Annotated in this window: 11 protein-coding genes; 6 read left to right on the top strand and 5 right to left on the bottom strand. The window is 71.8% G+C overall.

The window, feature by feature from the left end; genetic code table 11:
* Positions 1-13 precede the first annotated feature (13 nt).
* The 3 genes from GWK15_RS19565 to GWK15_RS19555 form a co-directional block, all read right to left on the bottom strand.
* Positions 14-3,235 (bottom strand): error-prone DNA polymerase, encoded by a 3,222-nt coding sequence (locus GWK15_RS19565; RefSeq protein WP_168043072.1) that lies wholly within the window; start codon positions 3,233-3,235, stop codon positions 14-16.
* Complete coding sequence (locus GWK15_RS19560) at positions 3,232-4,782, bottom strand: Y-family DNA polymerase (RefSeq protein WP_168043071.1); 1,551 nt, start codon at positions 4,780-4,782, stop codon at positions 3,232-3,234. Before GWK15_RS19560 ends, GWK15_RS19565 begins: the two co-directional genes overlap by 4 nt.
* A 155-nt stretch (positions 4,783-4,937) precedes the next feature.
* Complete coding sequence (locus tag GWK15_RS19555) at positions 4,938-5,678, bottom strand: ImuA family protein (protein ID WP_168043070.1); 741 nt, start codon at positions 5,676-5,678, stop codon at positions 4,938-4,940.
* 207 nt (positions 5,679-5,885) lie between these two features.
* On the opposite strand from GWK15_RS19555, the gene GWK15_RS19550 reads away from it, so the two are divergent.
* Together GWK15_RS19550 and cysE are read left to right on the top strand one after the other, a co-directional pair.
* Complete coding sequence (locus tag GWK15_RS19550) at positions 5,886-6,908, top strand: cysteine synthase A (protein WP_168043069.1); 1,023 nt, start codon at positions 5,886-5,888, stop codon at positions 6,906-6,908.
* Positions 6,909-6,912: 4 nt separating this feature from the next.
* Positions 6,913-7,566 (top strand): serine O-acetyltransferase, encoded by a 654-nt coding sequence (cysE, locus tag GWK15_RS19545; protein ID WP_168043068.1) that lies wholly within the window; start codon positions 6,913-6,915, stop codon positions 7,564-7,566.
* Here the strand turns inward: cysE and mgtA are convergent.
* The gene (gene mgtA / locus GWK15_RS19540) at positions 7,553-10,114 is read right to left on the bottom strand and encodes a magnesium-translocating P-type ATPase (RefSeq protein ID WP_209442315.1); all 2,562 of its coding nucleotides are present in this window, start codon (positions 10,112-10,114) and stop codon (positions 7,553-7,555) included. The genes cysE and mgtA overlap by 14 nt on opposite strands.
* Before the next feature lie 79 nt (positions 10,115-10,193).
* The gene (locus tag GWK15_RS19535; RefSeq protein ID WP_168043066.1) at positions 10,194-10,415 is read right to left on the bottom strand and encodes a DUF1127 domain-containing protein; all 222 of its coding nucleotides are present in this window, start codon (positions 10,413-10,415) and stop codon (positions 10,194-10,196) included.
* 122 nt (positions 10,416-10,537) lie between these two features.
* Here GWK15_RS19535 and GWK15_RS19530 point away from each other — a divergent pair, with 122 nt between their 5' ends.
* Genes GWK15_RS19530 through GWK15_RS19515 form a run of 4 tightly spaced genes read left to right on the top strand, consistent with a single transcriptional unit; the run spans position 10,538 to position 14,002 of the window.
* Positions 10,538-11,422 (top strand): LysR substrate-binding domain-containing protein, encoded by an 885-nt coding sequence (locus tag GWK15_RS19530; RefSeq protein ID WP_168043065.1) that lies wholly within the window; start codon positions 10,538-10,540, stop codon positions 11,420-11,422.
* 57 nt (positions 11,423-11,479) lie between these two features.
* Entirely contained in the window at positions 11,480-12,448 is a 969-nt protein-coding gene (locus GWK15_RS19525) for a Bug family tripartite tricarboxylate transporter substrate binding protein (protein ID WP_168043064.1), read from the top strand.
* A gap of 1 nt (position 12,449) precedes the next feature.
* Complete coding sequence (locus tag GWK15_RS19520; protein WP_168043063.1) at positions 12,450-13,034, top strand: D-sedoheptulose-7-phosphate isomerase; 585 nt, start codon at positions 12,450-12,452, stop codon at positions 13,032-13,034.
* Entirely contained in the window at positions 13,031-14,002 is a 972-nt protein-coding gene (locus GWK15_RS19515) for an NAD-dependent epimerase/dehydratase family protein (RefSeq protein ID WP_168043062.1), read from the top strand. Before GWK15_RS19520 ends, GWK15_RS19515 begins: the two co-directional genes overlap by 4 nt.
* The last annotated feature ends 113 nt before the right edge of the window (positions 14,003-14,115 follow it).

The raw sequence follows: 14,115 nt of genomic DNA, 5'->3' as shown, positions 1-14,115 counted from the left end.
ATAACACTAGATGTCAGTGGAAATCGCGGCTCGGCGGCATGCGCAGCCGCGGGGGCGCATCGCGGCGGTAGTCGGGGCGACGCACCTCGTCCGCGCGGGCCATGGCGGCGTCCCAGCGGGGGGTCTCCTGCAGGTGCAGGCCTTCCAGCAGGTCGGTCCGGTCTTCCACCCGGCGGATGAGCAGGTGGAGGATCGGCACCTCGGAGGCGTCGTGTCGCTCGACGGTGCCTTCCGCGACGATCAGGCGCGCGCCGACCACCGTGGCGCGGAAGCGCTCGGCGATGTCGGGATACATGACGAGGTTGGCGATGCCGTGCTCGTCCTCGATGGTGAAGAACACCACCCCCTTGGCGCTGCCGGGGCGCTGGCGCACCAGGACGAGGCCGGGCAGGCGCAGCCTTTGCCCCTGCCGCCCGGCCGCGAGCGCGCGCGTGTCCGCGAGGCGCAGCGCTTCGAACTGCGGGCGGAGCAGCGCCAGCGGATGGGCGCGCAGCGTCAGGCCGGTGCCGGCATAGTCGAGCACCGTCTGCTCGCCGGCCGTCGCACGCGGCAGGCGCGGGGCGGCCTCGGCGCCTTCATGCGCGGCGAGCGGGGGCGCTGGCACCGAGAGCGCTGCGGCATCCCAGAGTGCCGCGCGGCGGTCACGGCCGAGGCCGCGGAAAGCGTCCGCCTGCGCCAGCGCCTCCAGCGCTCCGCGGTCGAGCCGCGTCCGCTGCGCGAGATCCGCGATGGAAGCGAAGGGCGCTTCTGCCCGCGTCTCCGCGAGCTTCCGCGCATCCTCAGACCCCAAGCCCGTCACCAGGCGCAGGCCAAGCCGGAGCGCGAATCCCTCCGCGCTGCGCGGATCGTGCTCCAGGGTGCAGTCCCAGTCGCTCGCGGTCACGTCGATGGCGCGCACCGCGACGTCGTGGTCCTTCGCGTCCCGCACGATCTGCGCCGGCGCGTAGAAGCCCATGGGCTGGCTGTTGAGCAGCGCGCAGGCGAAGACCGCGGGGTGGTGGCACTTCACCCAGGCGCTCGCGTAGACGAGCAGGGCGAAGGACATGGCGTGGCTTTCCGGAAAGCCGTAGCTGCCGAAGCCCTCGATCTGGTGGAAGCAGCGCTCGGCGAAGTCCTCCGGATAGCCGCGGCGGAGCATGCCGCCGATGAATTTCTGCCGGAAGGCGGCGACCTTGCCCTCGTTGCGGAAGGTCGCCATGGCGCGGCGGAGCGCATCCGCCTCGGTCGGCGTGAAGCCGGCGGCGACGATGGCGATGCGCATCGCCTGTTCCTGGAAGAGCGGCACGCCGTAGGTGTGCTGCAGCACGGCCCTGAGCTCGTTCGGATCGCCCTGGGTGGGGGAGGGGATGTCCGCGGGTTCCAGTCCGTCCCGCCGTCGCAGGTAGGGATGCACCATGTCGCCCTGGATCGGCCCCGGGCGGACGATCGCGACCTCCACCACCAGGTCGTAGAATTCCTTGGGCTTGAGGCGCGGCAGCATGTTCATCTGCGCGCGGCTTTCCACCTGGAAGACGCCGACCGCGTCCGCCTTGCGCAGCATCGCATAGACCCTGGGATCCGTGGGCGGCAGGTCCCGCAGCCCGATGCGCCTGCCGTGGTGTCGTTCGATCAACGCGAAGCCGCGCTTCAGGCAGGTCAGCATGCCGAGGCCGAGCACATCGACCTTCAGCATGCGCAGCGCCTCGATGTCGTCCTTGTCCCATTCGAGGGTGGTGCGGTCCTCCATCGCCGCGTTGGAGACGACGGCGAGTTCGACCAGCGGCCCCTCGGTGATGACGAAGCCGCCGACATGGGTGGAGAGGTGGCGGGGGAAGTCCTGGATCTCCTCCGCCAGTTCGATCGCGAGCGCGAGGCGCGGGTCGGCCGCCGCGTCGAGGCCCTTCTCGGCCGCGACCTCCGTCATGTCGCGGTCCCCGCGCGGGCCCCAGACGGCCTTGGCGAGGCCGGCGGTGATGTCCTCCGTCAGGCCGAGCGCCTTGCCGACCTCGCGGATCGCGCCGCGTGGCCGGTAGCGGTTCAGCGTGGCGCAGAGCGCGGCGCGGTCGCGGCCGTAGCGCTGGTAGATGTGCTGGATCACCTCCTCGCGCCGCTCATGCTCGAAGTCCACGTCGATGTCGGGCGGCTCGTTGCGCGCGGTCGAGAGGAAGCGGGCGAAGAGCAGGTTATGCGTCTCGACATCCGCCGCGGTGATGCCGAGCACGTAGCAGACCGCAGAATTCGCCGCCGAGCCGCGCCCCTGGAACAGGATGCCCTGGCTTTCCGCGAAGCGGACGATCTCGTGCACCGTGAGGAAATAGGGCGCGTAGTCGAGCTGCGCGATCAGCGCGAGTTCCTCGTCGAGCAGCCGGCGCAGTTTCGCCGACGGGCCGTTCGGCCAGCGTGCCCGCAGCGCCTCCGCGATGCGCGCCTGCAGCGTCTCCTGCGCCGTGCGGCCGGCGTCGAGGACCTCCTTCGGGTATTCGTAGCGCAGTTCGTCGAGGCTGAAGCGGCAGGCCTCGACCACGCGGGCCGTGTTCGCCACCGCCTCCTCGTGCCCCTGGAAGAGGCGCCACATCTCGGCCGGCGGCTTCAAATGCGCCTCGGCATTCGCTTCCGCCGCGAAGCCGAGCGCATCGACCGTGGTGCGCAGGCGGATTGCGGTCAGCACATCGGCCAGCCGCCGTCGTTCCGGCCCGTGGAAGCGCGCACCGCCGGCGGCGAGCAGCGGCGGGCCGATCCGCGCCAGCGCATCGAGCCGCTTGCGGTCGTCCCCGCGGAAGCGATGCGCGACGGCGCAGAAGAGCGGCAGGGCGAGATGCGGATGCAGCGCCGCGGCATCGGCACGCAGCCTTGCCGCGAAATCCGCCCCGGCCGCCGCGGGCGCGACCAGGGCCATGACGCTGCCCGCCGCATGCGCGACCAGCGCCGCGCGATCGATGCGGCATTCCCCCTTCGGCGCCGCCATGCGCCCCGCCGAGAGCAGCCGCGTCAGCCGCCCCCAGGCCGCACGGTCGGTCGGCCAGGCGAGGTAGTCGAAGCCATCCTCCAGGCAGAGTCGCACGCCGGGGACGAAGCGCAGCCCTTCCTCCCGCGCCGCGACATGCACGCGCACCACGCCGGCGAAGGAATTGCGGTCCGCCACGCCGATCGCGGCATGGCCGAGCGCCTTCGCCGTCGCGACGATCTCGTGCGGATGCGACGCGCCCTCGAGGAAGGAGAAATTCGTCAGCGCACCGAGCTCGGCGAAGCCGGTCACGGGAGGTGCCCGTGCAGCACCCAGCGCGCCTCGGCCCCCATCGGACCGGCGCGGCAGACCCAGAGCCGCGCGCCCGATTCCAGCTCCACGCGATAATAGTCGCGCGGCAGCCGGTCGGGCCGGTCACGCCACCATTCCGGTTCGATCCGCTCGGGGCCTTCGGCGCGCAGTACGCGCTGCCAGGCGCGGCCGAGGCGCAGCCGGAAGGGCGGGCCGTCGGGCACTTCCGCCATCACCTCGAGCGCCGGCGGCTTGCGCAGCAGCCGCACCGGTCGCGGCCGCGGCGCCCAGCCCTCGGGCACCGCCACCGGCGCGAAGGGATCGGCGCGCGCCATGGCGCGTTCCGGCCAGTGGCTCGCGCGCGGCGCCAGCCGCCATACCGGCAGGCGCTGCGACAGCCGGTCGAGCAGCTGCGCCAGTTCCTCCTGCCGCGCCGTGCGTCCCGCCGTGCCGAGGTTTTCCTGCGCGCCGGTCAGCGGATCCGTGCGTGGCGCTTCCAGCGTGATCCGCTCGAAGCCGCACTCCGGCGCCAGGCGGTCCAGTTTCCCCTGGAAGAGGCGCGCGAGGTGCTTCGGGTCCCGCGTCGCGAGGCCCGTGCCGATCGCGATGTCCTGCACCTCCCCATCCACGCGGTGCGTGCGCAGCAGCATCCGCCGCGCGCCGCGTCCCGCCTCGCGCAACGCGCGGCACAGATCGTCCAGCAGGCCGGCCAGCGCTGCCTCGATCCCTTCCCGCGTCACCACCGGATCGGCGAAGTCGCGCGCCACTGCCATCTCCGGCGGCGGGCGGATGGGGGTGATCGGGCGCGCGGCGTGGCCCAGGGCCTCATCCAGCGCGCGTGCCAGGCCGGCACCGAAGCGTCGCACCAGCCCCGCACGGGGCTGCGCCGCCACGCTGCCGACATCGCGCAGCCCCAGCCCCTGCAAGGCCCCGACGAGATCGGGTTCCAGCCGCAGCGCCGCGAGGCCGAGCGGCGCGACCGCGGGTGCCTCCTGCCTCGTGGGCAGCACGCCCTCCCAGCCGCCCCGCACCAGCGCGACCGCCGTGCCCGCCATCCCTGCGACCGCCCCGCGGGCTGTCAGCCCCATGCGCCCGAGCCGGCCCAGCACCTCCTCCCGCAGGGCGGCCTCGCCGCCGAACAAATGGTCCACGCCGGTGATGTCGAGGATCAACCCGTCCTCCGCCACCAGCCCCACCAGCGGCGTGAAGCGCAGTGCCCAGAGCGCCAGGCGTTCCAGCGCCGCGGCGTCGCCGGCCGGATCCTCCGGCACCAGCACCACCTCCGGCAGGATCGCCTGCGCATCCGCCAAAGCCTGGCCGGCCCGCAGCCCGGCAGCCGAGGCCTCGGCGCTGACCGAGACCACCACCCGCCGCGCCCCACGCTGCGCCCAGACGGCGACCGGGCCGGGACGACGCAGGCGCTCGACAGGCAGGCGGGGGAGGAGGAGGGCGAGGGTGCGGCGCTGCGGTTGGGGGGCGCGGCCAGGGGGCGCCGCCCCCTGGACCCCCGCCGGGGAGGCTGCGGCCTCCCCGGACCCCGCGGTCAATGGGGCGAAGAGAGGGAGAGGCATGGCGCGCCCTGCCTCTTCTCGCCCCAACGGAATCGAGGGTCCGGGAGGCCTTTGCCTCCCGGCGGGGGGCTCGGGGGGCTGGCCCCCCGCCGCCGACATCCCCATCCGCGGCGGCCTGCAGCATCGCCGCCTCACGCCCGCCTCCGTGCCGGCGCGTTCCGCGCCGCCGCCCCGTCCTCGGTCACCAGCCGGTCGCCGTGCCAGGCCGCGCGCCAGGTGGCCGGCTTGCCGCCGCGGCAGCGCAGCAGGTCGAGCGCCCAGGCCGGATCCCCGAGGTCATGCGGGCTGCGGCTGCCGGAGGGCGCGGCGCCGATGCGCCAGCGGGTCAGGGCGGCAGTCGGGGCGGCGTTGTCCTCGTCCGGCCGCAGCAGCAGGCCGAGCACGCCACCGGCCTCGGCTGCCAGTTGCAGGCGACGGGCCGCGGTGAGGTCGAGATCGCCCGCGACCAGCAGCGCGGCGCCGACGGCGGGGCAGCGGAGGGTCTCCTCCATGGCCCAGAGGGCGTCCTGTTCGCGCGGCGCGCGCACCAGGACGAGCTGCGCGGGGGAGAGGCCGAAGCGTGCGAGGCCCGGCGGCCAGGCATCCGGCTCCGGCGCGATCCAGAGCACGGTGCCGCCGGCGCGCGCCAGCACCAGCGCGGCGAAGCCAGCGGCCGCGCCGGGTTCGGCGGCCAGCACCTCGTGCAGGGCCGCCCGCGGCAGGCCGCCCCAGGGCAGCGCGGCGTCGATGGCGGGGGAGAGCGGGACCACTTCCTCCCCGCGGGCCGCCAGGGCCTCGGCCGCGCCGGCGCGTTCCAGCCGCGCGATGCGGGCGCGCAGCGCGGAGATCAGGGCGGGACGGTCGAGCGGGGCTTGGGTCGGGGGGGCGGACATGGCCTGGGATGGGGCCGTTGATGTTCGCTTTATGTTCTCGTATCGCCTGCCAGAAGGTCAAGGACCGCGGATGGTTTGGCCTCGCGGTGGGTGGAAACGCCAAGGATTTCTGCCCGCAAAGCCTTCAGGAGAAAGGATTTCCTGCCCCTTGTCCCGCCGCGCGCGCCACCCGACCATCACCCTATAAGAGAGTAAGGAACGCCCCTCATGGACGCAGTCCCGCCCCCGGCCACCGGCATCGTGGACGGTTTCGAAGGCGCGGTCGGCAACACGCCGCTGATCCGCCTGCGGAGGGCCAGCGCGGCGACGGGCTGCGAGATCCTCGGCAAGGCGGAGTTCATGAACCCCGGCGGGTCCGTGAAGGACCGCGCGGGACTCGGCATCATCCTCGATGCCGAGAAGCGCGGCCTGCTCACTCCCGGCAAGCCGGGCACGATCGTGGAGGGCACCGCGGGCAACACCGGAATCGGCATCACCCTGGTGGCCAATGCGCGCGGCTATCGCGCCGTCATCGTCATCCCTGAGACCCAGAGCCGCGAGAAGATCGACTTCCTGCGCATGATCGGCGCCGACCTGCGCCTGGTGCCGGCGAAGCCCTATTCCGATCCTGGCAACTACGTCCATTTCAGCCGGCGACTCGCCGAGGAACTCGGCGCCGTCCATGCCAACCAGTTCGACAACACGGCGAACCGTGCCGCGCATGAGGCGACGACGGGCCCGGAGATCTGGACCCAGACGGATGGGCGTGTGGACGCCTTTACCTGTTCCTGCGGCACCGGCGGTTCGCTCGCCGGCGTGGCGCGGGCGCTGAAGGCGCGGAAGCCGGGTGTGCGCATCGTCCTCGCGGATCCGATGGGCAGCGCGCTCTATTCCTGGGTGAAGACCGGCACGCTGAAGGCTGAGGGCAACTCGATCACCGAGGGTATCGGCCAGGCCGCCCGCGTGCCCGGCAACCTCGAGCCCGACCGCGCGCTGATCGACGACGCCGTGCAGGTGACGGATGAGGAAGCGCTGGAGCAGGTCTTCGATCTGCAGATCCATGAGGGGATCTCGATCGGCGGTTCGGCCGGCATCAACGTTGCGGCGGCGATCAAGGTGGCGAAGGCGCTCGGTCCTGGGCACCGCATCGTGACGCTGCTCTGCGACGGCGGCGCCCGTTACCAGTCCAAGCTGTTCAATCCGGAATTCCTGCGCGGCAAGGGCCTGCCCGTGCCGCCCTGGCTGGCGTGATCCCATGGAAGCCGTCGAACTCGCGCGCACGATCCGCAACCGCGACCCGGCGCGGCCGTCCTGGCCGGAGGCGATCCTCTGCTACGCCGGGCTGCATGCCGTGCTCTGGCACCGCTTGGCGCATGGGCTGTGGCGGTCGGGGCTGAAGGGGCTCGCGCGCTTCGTCTCGCATATCGGCCGCTTCCTCACGGGGATCGAGATCCATCCCGGTGCGCGGATCGGGCGACGGTTGTTCATCGACCACGGCATGGGCGTGGTGATCGGCGAGACGGCGGAAATCGGCGACGACGTGCTGATCTATCACGGCGTCACGCTCGGCGGTCTGTCGGGCCAGCCCGGCAAGCGGCACCCGACGGTCGGCAACGGGGTGGCGATCGGCGCGGGGGCGCAGGTGCTCGGGCCGATCCTGGTGGGTGACGGGGCGCGCATCGGCGCCAATGCCGTGGTGACGAAGGACGTTCCCGCGGGCTGCACCGTCGTCGGCATCCCCGCACGGCCGCCGGCCGGCTCGCTCTGCGCCGACCCGACCGTCGGCTATGGCATCACGCACCCCGAGGACGATCCGGTGGGCGAGCAGATCGCGGCGATGCGGGCGGAACTTGCCGCGCTGCGTTCGCGCGTCGCGGAACTGGAACGCCAGCCCGTCACGATGCGCTGAGGTGTCGGTGCGTGTGGCGGCCATGCGGCCGCGGTGATGCCATCGCCACGCGCTTCAGCATCTCGGCTGCCGCCAAGTACAGCACCACCAGCCCGCCCATCGCGAGCAGCAGCGACCCGGGCAGCGGCGCGAAGCCGAAGGCCGCGCCGACCGGCGTCAGTGCCAGCAGCAGCGCGACGGCCAGCGCGCCGAGCGAGGTCGCGACCAGGATCGGGTTCGGCCGCGACCGCCAGGCCGGCGCCGAGGTGCGGATCAGGAAGATCACCAGGATCTGCGTCGCCATGGATTCGACGAACCAGGCGGTGCGGAATTCCTCCGGCGCCGCGCCGAAGCCCCAGATCAGGATGCCGAAGGTCGCGAGGTCGAAGACCGAGGAGAGCGGCCCGAGCACCAGGGTGAAGCGCAGCACCTCGGCCATGTTCCATCCGTGCGGCCGCGCGGCCTCGGTCGGGTCGACTGAATCGAAGGGGATGCCGGTCTCGCTCAGGTCGTAGATCAGGTTGTTGAGCAGCACCTGGATCGGCGTCAGCGGCAGGAAGGGGATGGCGAGCGAGGCGACCGCCATCGACAGCATGTTGCCGAAGTTCGAGGAGGTGCCCATCCGGACATACTTCATGATGTTCGCGTGGGTGCGGCGGCCCTCCTCCACGCCGTCCGCCAGCACGCCGAGGTCGTGGTCGAGCAGGATCATGTCGGCCGCCGCGCGTGCGACATCGGTCGCGCCGTCCACCGAGATGCCGGCATCGGCGGCATGGATTGCCGGCGCGTCGTTGATTCCGTCACCCAGGAAACCGACGCGATGCCCGCGTGCCTTCAGCGCCCGGATGATGCGCGTCTTCTGGTCCGGGGAGACGCGGGCGAAGAGGTCGGTCCGCAGCGCCTGCGCCGCGAGCGCCCCGTCCGACAGGTGCGCGATCTCCGCCCCCGTCAGCAGCCCATGCGCCTTGATGCCCAGCGTGTCCACCAGATGTCGCACCACGGCTGGCGAATCGCCCGACACGATCTTCACCCGCACGCCGAGCCGCCCGAGCCGCGCGATCGCCTCCGCCGCGCCCGCCTTGGGCGGGTCGACGAAGACGCAGAAGCCGGCGAAGACGAGGTCGGTCTCGTCCTCGATGGCAGCATCGTCGGCGTCGACCGGCATCGCGCGCCAGGCGACGGCGAGGCAGCGCAGACCGTCAGCGGCCTTGGCTTCTTCGAGCGCGGCGATCCGCGCGCGTCCTGCGGCGTCGAGCGGTGCGGGCGTCCCGTCCGGCAGGCCGGTCGCGATGCAATGGGGCAGGATCTCCTCGGCCGCGCCCTTCACGACCAGCAGTCGGCGCCCGTCCTGGCCGGCGAGCACCGAATTACGCCGGCGGTCGAAGGTGAAGGGCACGTCGGCGATGTGGCGCCAGCCCTCGGCCGGCGTCGCGGTTGCGAGGATGGCTGCGTCCAGCGGGCTGCGCAGCCCGGTGCCCAGCCCGGCCGCGATCGCCGCGAGGTCGCGCACCCGCGGATCCTCCGCGCCGTCCGCTCCGGGATGGCCGACCAGGGCGATGCGTGCCTCGGTCAGCGTGCCGGTCTTGTCGGTGCAGAGCACATCCATCGAACCGAGGTCGTGCACAGCCGCGAGCCGCTTCACCACCACGCGCCGCGCCGCCATGCGCAGCGCGCCGCGCGACAGCGTCACGGTCATCACCATCGGCAGCAGCTCGGGCGTCAGCCCGACCGCGAGGGCGACGGCGAAGAGGAAGGATTCGAGCGCCGGCCGTCCCGAGACAAGGTGCGTCAGCAGCACGAAGAGCACGAGGAAGCCGGTCAGGCGCAGGATCAGCACGCCGAAATCGTGCAGGCCGCGCTGGAAGGCGGAGGGCGGGGCCTCGGCCCGGAGCGCCGCGGCGATGCCGCCGAAGCGCGCGGCGGCGCCGGTCGCGACCACCAGCATCCGGGCCTCGCCGGCGACGATCGAGGTGCCGCCGAACAGGGCCGAGGTCGCCTCGGCTGGCGTCTCGGCGGCGACCGGGCCCGGGCGCTTTTCGACCGGGTAGGGCTCGCCGGTCAGCAGCGCCTCATTCGCCTGGGCGGCGTGGGCAGAAAGAACGATGCCGTCGGCCGGCACCAGGTCGCCGGCGGTGAGGTCTACGATATCGCCGGGGACGACCTCCTCGGCCGGGATCTCCGTGGGGGCGCCGTCGCGCAATACGACGGCATGGATGGCGACGGAGCGGCGCAGCGCCTCGGCCGCGGCCTCGGCCCGGTGTTCCTGCACCACGTCGAGCGCCACGGAGGCGGCGAGGATGCAGAGGATGATGGTGAAGCTCGCCCAGTCCCCGGTTGCGCCGGAGATGAGGGCGGCGACGATCAGGATCGCGACGAGCGGTTCGGTCAGCCGGGCCAGGATGCGGGCGGGGATGCGCCGCGCCGCCGGGGCGCCGGCATTGTTGCGCCCGTACAGAGCAAGGCGCTGAGCGGCGTCCTCATGCGTCAGCCCGCTCGGTGATGCGCTGAGGTCGGCGAAGACCGTCTCGGCCGGGGCGGCCCAGAAATCGGGGCGGATGGGGGCGGGCATGCGGCGCTCCGGAAGATCCCGGAGCATGGTGCCGCAGCCGGTGCGGCGGCGTCTTGCGCCGCCGCATGCCCGTGGTCGTTCAGCGGCGCGAGGGCGTCAGGTCCCAGGGCGCGCGGGCCGCTTCCTCGAGCGCCTCGGACCGCGTGATGCCGATGTCGGAGAGCATCCGGCGATCCATCTCGGCGAGGTGGCGGCGGCTCTCGGCGGCCTGGAGGACGCGTCGCAGCCAGGCGATCCAGGCCGTGCCCTGCACGGCGAGCGTCCGGACGGTGAGGGTGGTGGCAAGGCTGCGGGTCGTCATGTGGCGGTCCTCCTGAAAGCGCCTGGGCCCGGAACTTGGCAGCACATGCAGCATCAGAAAAACGAAATCGCTTGACGTTAAAGATCAGCATCATTGATATCGACTGCCTGGAGGGCAATTCCATGCTGTCCATTCCCCCTGGAATCGATCCCGACCTGCTGCGCTCCTTCGTGCTGATCGCGGAGGGCGGGTCCTTCACCCGCGCGGCCAATGCCGTCGGGAGGACGCAATCCGCGGTGTCGATGCAGATCCGTCGGCTCGAGGAGACACTAGGCCAGCCTCTGCTGCTCCGCGGACCGCGCGGGGTCGAGACCACGCCGCATGGCGCTTGGCTGCTCGACCGGGCCAGGCGGTTGCTCGCCATGCATGACGAGATCGTCACGACCTTCCGCACGCCGGCGGTCTCGGGGACGGTGCGGCTCGGCACCCCGGATGACTACGCGTTGCGCTGGCTGCCGGGGATCCTGGCTCGCTTTGCCGAGGTCCATCCGGCGGTCGAGGTCGAGGTCACCTGTGCGCCATCCAACGAGTTGGTCCAGCGACTCGAGGATGACGAGATCGACCTGACGCTGCTCTCCGAGGGCAATGAAAGGCCGGGGATGATGGGGCAGCCGCTGTGGCGCGCCGGGCTGCGCTGGATCGGGTCGACCCAGCACGCGACGCATCGTCGGTCCCCGATCCCGCTTGCCACCGCGCAGCCGCGCTGCGTCTGGCACCGGGCGGCGGTGAAGGCGCTGGACGAGGCCGGCCTGCCTTGGCGCGTCGCCTATACCAGCACCTCCCAGGCCGGGACGCTGGCGCCGGCGTTGGCTGGGCTTGCGGTCACCATCGGGCTGCCGGGGCCGCTGCCGTCCGGGCTTCGGTTCCTCGGGGCCGAGGACGGGATGCCTTCGCTGCCCGACTTCGCGATCCTGCTTTTCACCGGCGCCGGCAGCAGCTCGGTCGTCGAGACCCTTGCCGAAGCGATACGGGCCGGATTCGCGGAGGCCGCGGTCACCCAGTCTTGAGCGCGCCGCGCCGCCGTGTCATCTGCCCCGCAACGTTGCTATCGGGAGTGCCCAGGGATGAATCGTCGCGCAATGCTGGCCATCGCGGCCGTTGGGCTCGCCGCTCCGCGGTTGGGGCTGGCCCAGGGCAATTGGCCCGAGCGACCGGTGCGCGTGATCATTCCGTTCCCGCCGGGCGGGTCGACCGACACCATTGCGCGTCTGTTCCAGGCGAAGCTGTCCGAGGGTCTCGGCAAGCCGGTCATCATCGACAACCGCGGCGGCGCTTCCGGGTCGATCGGCGGGATCGAGATGGCCCGCGCCCAGCCCGACGGCTACACCTGGATGCTCGCCTACGACAACGAGGCGACGAACCAGACCGTCATGCGCCTGCCCTACCGGGCGATGGAGGCCTTCGCGCCGGTCAGCTTGGTGGCGACGGGACCGCTCGCACTCGTGGCGCACAAGGACACGCCGTACCGGACCTTCCAGGACGTGGTCGATGCGGCGAAGCGCGCGCCGGACACGATCGGCTACGCCACCTCGGGCGTGGGGGGCCTGGCGCATGTCTCGACGACGCTGCTGACGAGCGAGGCCGGCATCCGGCTGACCCATGTGCCCTATCGCGGCGGCGGGCCTGCCGTGCAGGACGCGGTCGCGGGCAACGTGCCGCTTTTCATGTCGAACGTCGTCATCATCAGCCAGCACATCCGCAGCGGCATCCTGCGGCCGCTCGGCGTGACGACGAAGGAGGAGACGCGTCACGTGCCCGGCGTGCGCTCCTTCGCCCAGCAGGGCCTCGCGGATTTCGAGGCGCCGACCTGGTGGGCCTTCCTCGGCCGCGCCGGCACGCCGGAGCCGATCATGCGCAGGATGCACGAGGCGTTGACGCGTGCCGTGCTCGACCCCGATGTGAAGGCGAAGATCGAGGAGCAGGGCTGCGACGTACAGGCCTCCTCGCCCGAGGTGTGCGGGAGGTTCCTCGCGGCCGAGATCGACAAGTGGGGTCGCGTGATCCGCACCAACGGCATCACCGCGGACAGCTGAGATGGACGAGGCCGCCCGCTTCGCGGCGATGATGGAGGAGGGCGCCGTGCTGCGGCGTCGCCTCGCGGGCGAGGCCGCGGATGCCGTGCTCGGAGTCGTCGCGGCCTGCGAGGCGGCGATTCGCGGCGGCGGGCGGCTGTTCTTCTGCGGCAATGGCGGCAGCGCGGCAGATGCGCAGCATCTCGCGACCGAGCTGTTGATCCGCCTGCGGTCCAGTGTGGAGCGGGCATCCTGGCCCGCTATCGCGTTGACGCTCGACCCGACGGCGCTGACGGCCGGGGGCAATGATTACGGCTTCGAGCAGGTCTTCGCGCGGCCGCTGTCCGGCCTTGGACGAAGGGGCGACGTCCTGTTCGGCATAACGACGAGCGGCAAGTCCCCCAACGTGCTGCGGGCCTTCGAGACGGCGCGGGAGATGGGCATCGTCACGGTCGGGATGCTCGGCGTGGATGGCGGGCCGGCGAGGGCGCTGTGCGACCATGTGTTGCTGGTGCCGAGCCCGGTGACGGCACGGGTGCAGGAAGCGCACATCGCGCTGGGGCATGCCGTGATGGAATTGCTCGAGGACCGGCTGATCCGCGCATGACCGTCCTGGTGACCGGCGCGGCGGGCTTCATCGGCATGCATGTCGCCGAGTCGCTCGTCGCGCGCGGGGAGCGGGTGATCGGCGTCGACAACCTCTCGACCTACTACGACGTCCGGCTGAAGCGGGCGCGCCTGGCCCGGCTGGAGGGCCACGCCGGTTTTGCCTTCGTCGAGGCCGATGTGGCGGATCGCGAGGCGATGCTGTCGCTGGCGGAACGGGAACCGGACGCGACGCGAATCGTACACCTCGCGGCTCAGCCGGGGGTGCGGCATTCGCTGGTCGATCCCTATGCCTACGTCCAGGCGAACGTGATGGGGCATCTCGTGATGCTCGAAGCCTCGCGACGCCTGAAGCGGGTCGATCATTTCGTCTATGCGTCGTCCTCCTCGGTCTATGGCGGCAACCGCAAGCTGCCTTTCGCCGAATCGGACCGGGTCGATCACCCGGTATCGCTCTATGCCGCGACCAAGCGTTCGGCCGAGCTGATCAGCGAATCCTACGCGCACCTGTTCGGGCTGCCGCAGACCGGGCTTCGGTTCTTCACGGTCTATGGACCGTGGGGGCGGCCAGATATGGCGCCCTGGCTGTTTGCGGATGCGATTCTCTCCGGCCGGCCGATCACCCTCTACGATGGCGGGCGGCTGAAGCGGGACTTCACCTTCGTCGAGGACATCGCCGCTGGCGTGCTGGGCTGCCTCGACCATCCGGCCCCCGGTGATGCGCCGCGGCTGCTGAACATCGGCAACCACCGCAGCGTCGAGGTGCGCCGCTTCGTCGAGGTTCTGGAAGCGGCGCTGGGGCGTAAGGCGGCCGTGGTCGATACGCCGCGCCCGGCGACGGATGTCGAGGAAACCTTCGCCGATATCGAGGCGATCCGCGCGGTGTGCGGCTTCGAACCGCGCACCTCGATCGAGGTCGGGATCCCGCGTTTTGCGGAATGGTATCTTTCCTGGCGGAAGGGGGGTTGACCGGTTTCGCCAGGGGGCATAGAAGCCCGCCACGCCGCTGGTGGGGCGGGGTTGACGGGCTGGGGTTGGTGCCTTAGGTTCGTTGGCCCGCTGAGGAAGCGGGGTTTCGCTGG

Origin of the sequence: Neoroseomonas oryzicola (assembly GCF_012163135.1) — a bacterium.
Lineage (GTDB): Bacteria > Pseudomonadota > Alphaproteobacteria > Acetobacterales > Acetobacteraceae > Neoroseomonas > Neoroseomonas oryzicola.
This window is presented reverse-complemented; position numbering and strand designations above follow the sequence as displayed.

Excerpts from the sequence above, each read along its gene's own strand:
- GWK15_RS19555 (WP_168043070.1), bottom strand. The coding sequence starts at position 5,678 with ATGTCCGCCCCCCCGACCCAAGCCCCGCTCGACCGTCCCGCCCTGATC.
- GWK15_RS19550 (WP_168043069.1), top strand. The coding sequence starts at position 5,886 with ATGGACGCAGTCCCGCCCCCGGCCACCGGCATCGTGGACGGTTTCGAA.
- cysE (WP_168043068.1), top strand. The coding sequence starts at position 6,913 with ATGGAAGCCGTCGAACTCGCGCGCACGATCCGCAACCGCGACCCGGCG.
- mgtA (WP_209442315.1), bottom strand. The coding sequence starts at position 10,114 with ATGCCCGCCCCCATCCGCCCCGATTTCTGGGCCGCCCCGGCCGAGACG.
- GWK15_RS19535 (WP_168043066.1), bottom strand. The coding sequence starts at position 10,415 with ATGACGACCCGCAGCCTTGCCACCACCCTCACCGTCCGGACGCTCGCC.
- GWK15_RS19530 (WP_168043065.1), top strand. The coding sequence starts at position 10,538 with ATGCTGTCCATTCCCCCTGGAATCGATCCCGACCTGCTGCGCTCCTTC.
- GWK15_RS19525 (WP_168043064.1), top strand. The coding sequence starts at position 11,480 with ATGAATCGTCGCGCAATGCTGGCCATCGCGGCCGTTGGGCTCGCCGCT.
- GWK15_RS19520 (WP_168043063.1), top strand. The coding sequence starts at position 12,450 with ATGGACGAGGCCGCCCGCTTCGCGGCGATGATGGAGGAGGGCGCCGTG.
- GWK15_RS19515 (WP_168043062.1), top strand. The coding sequence starts at position 13,031 with ATGACCGTCCTGGTGACCGGCGCGGCGGGCTTCATCGGCATGCATGTC.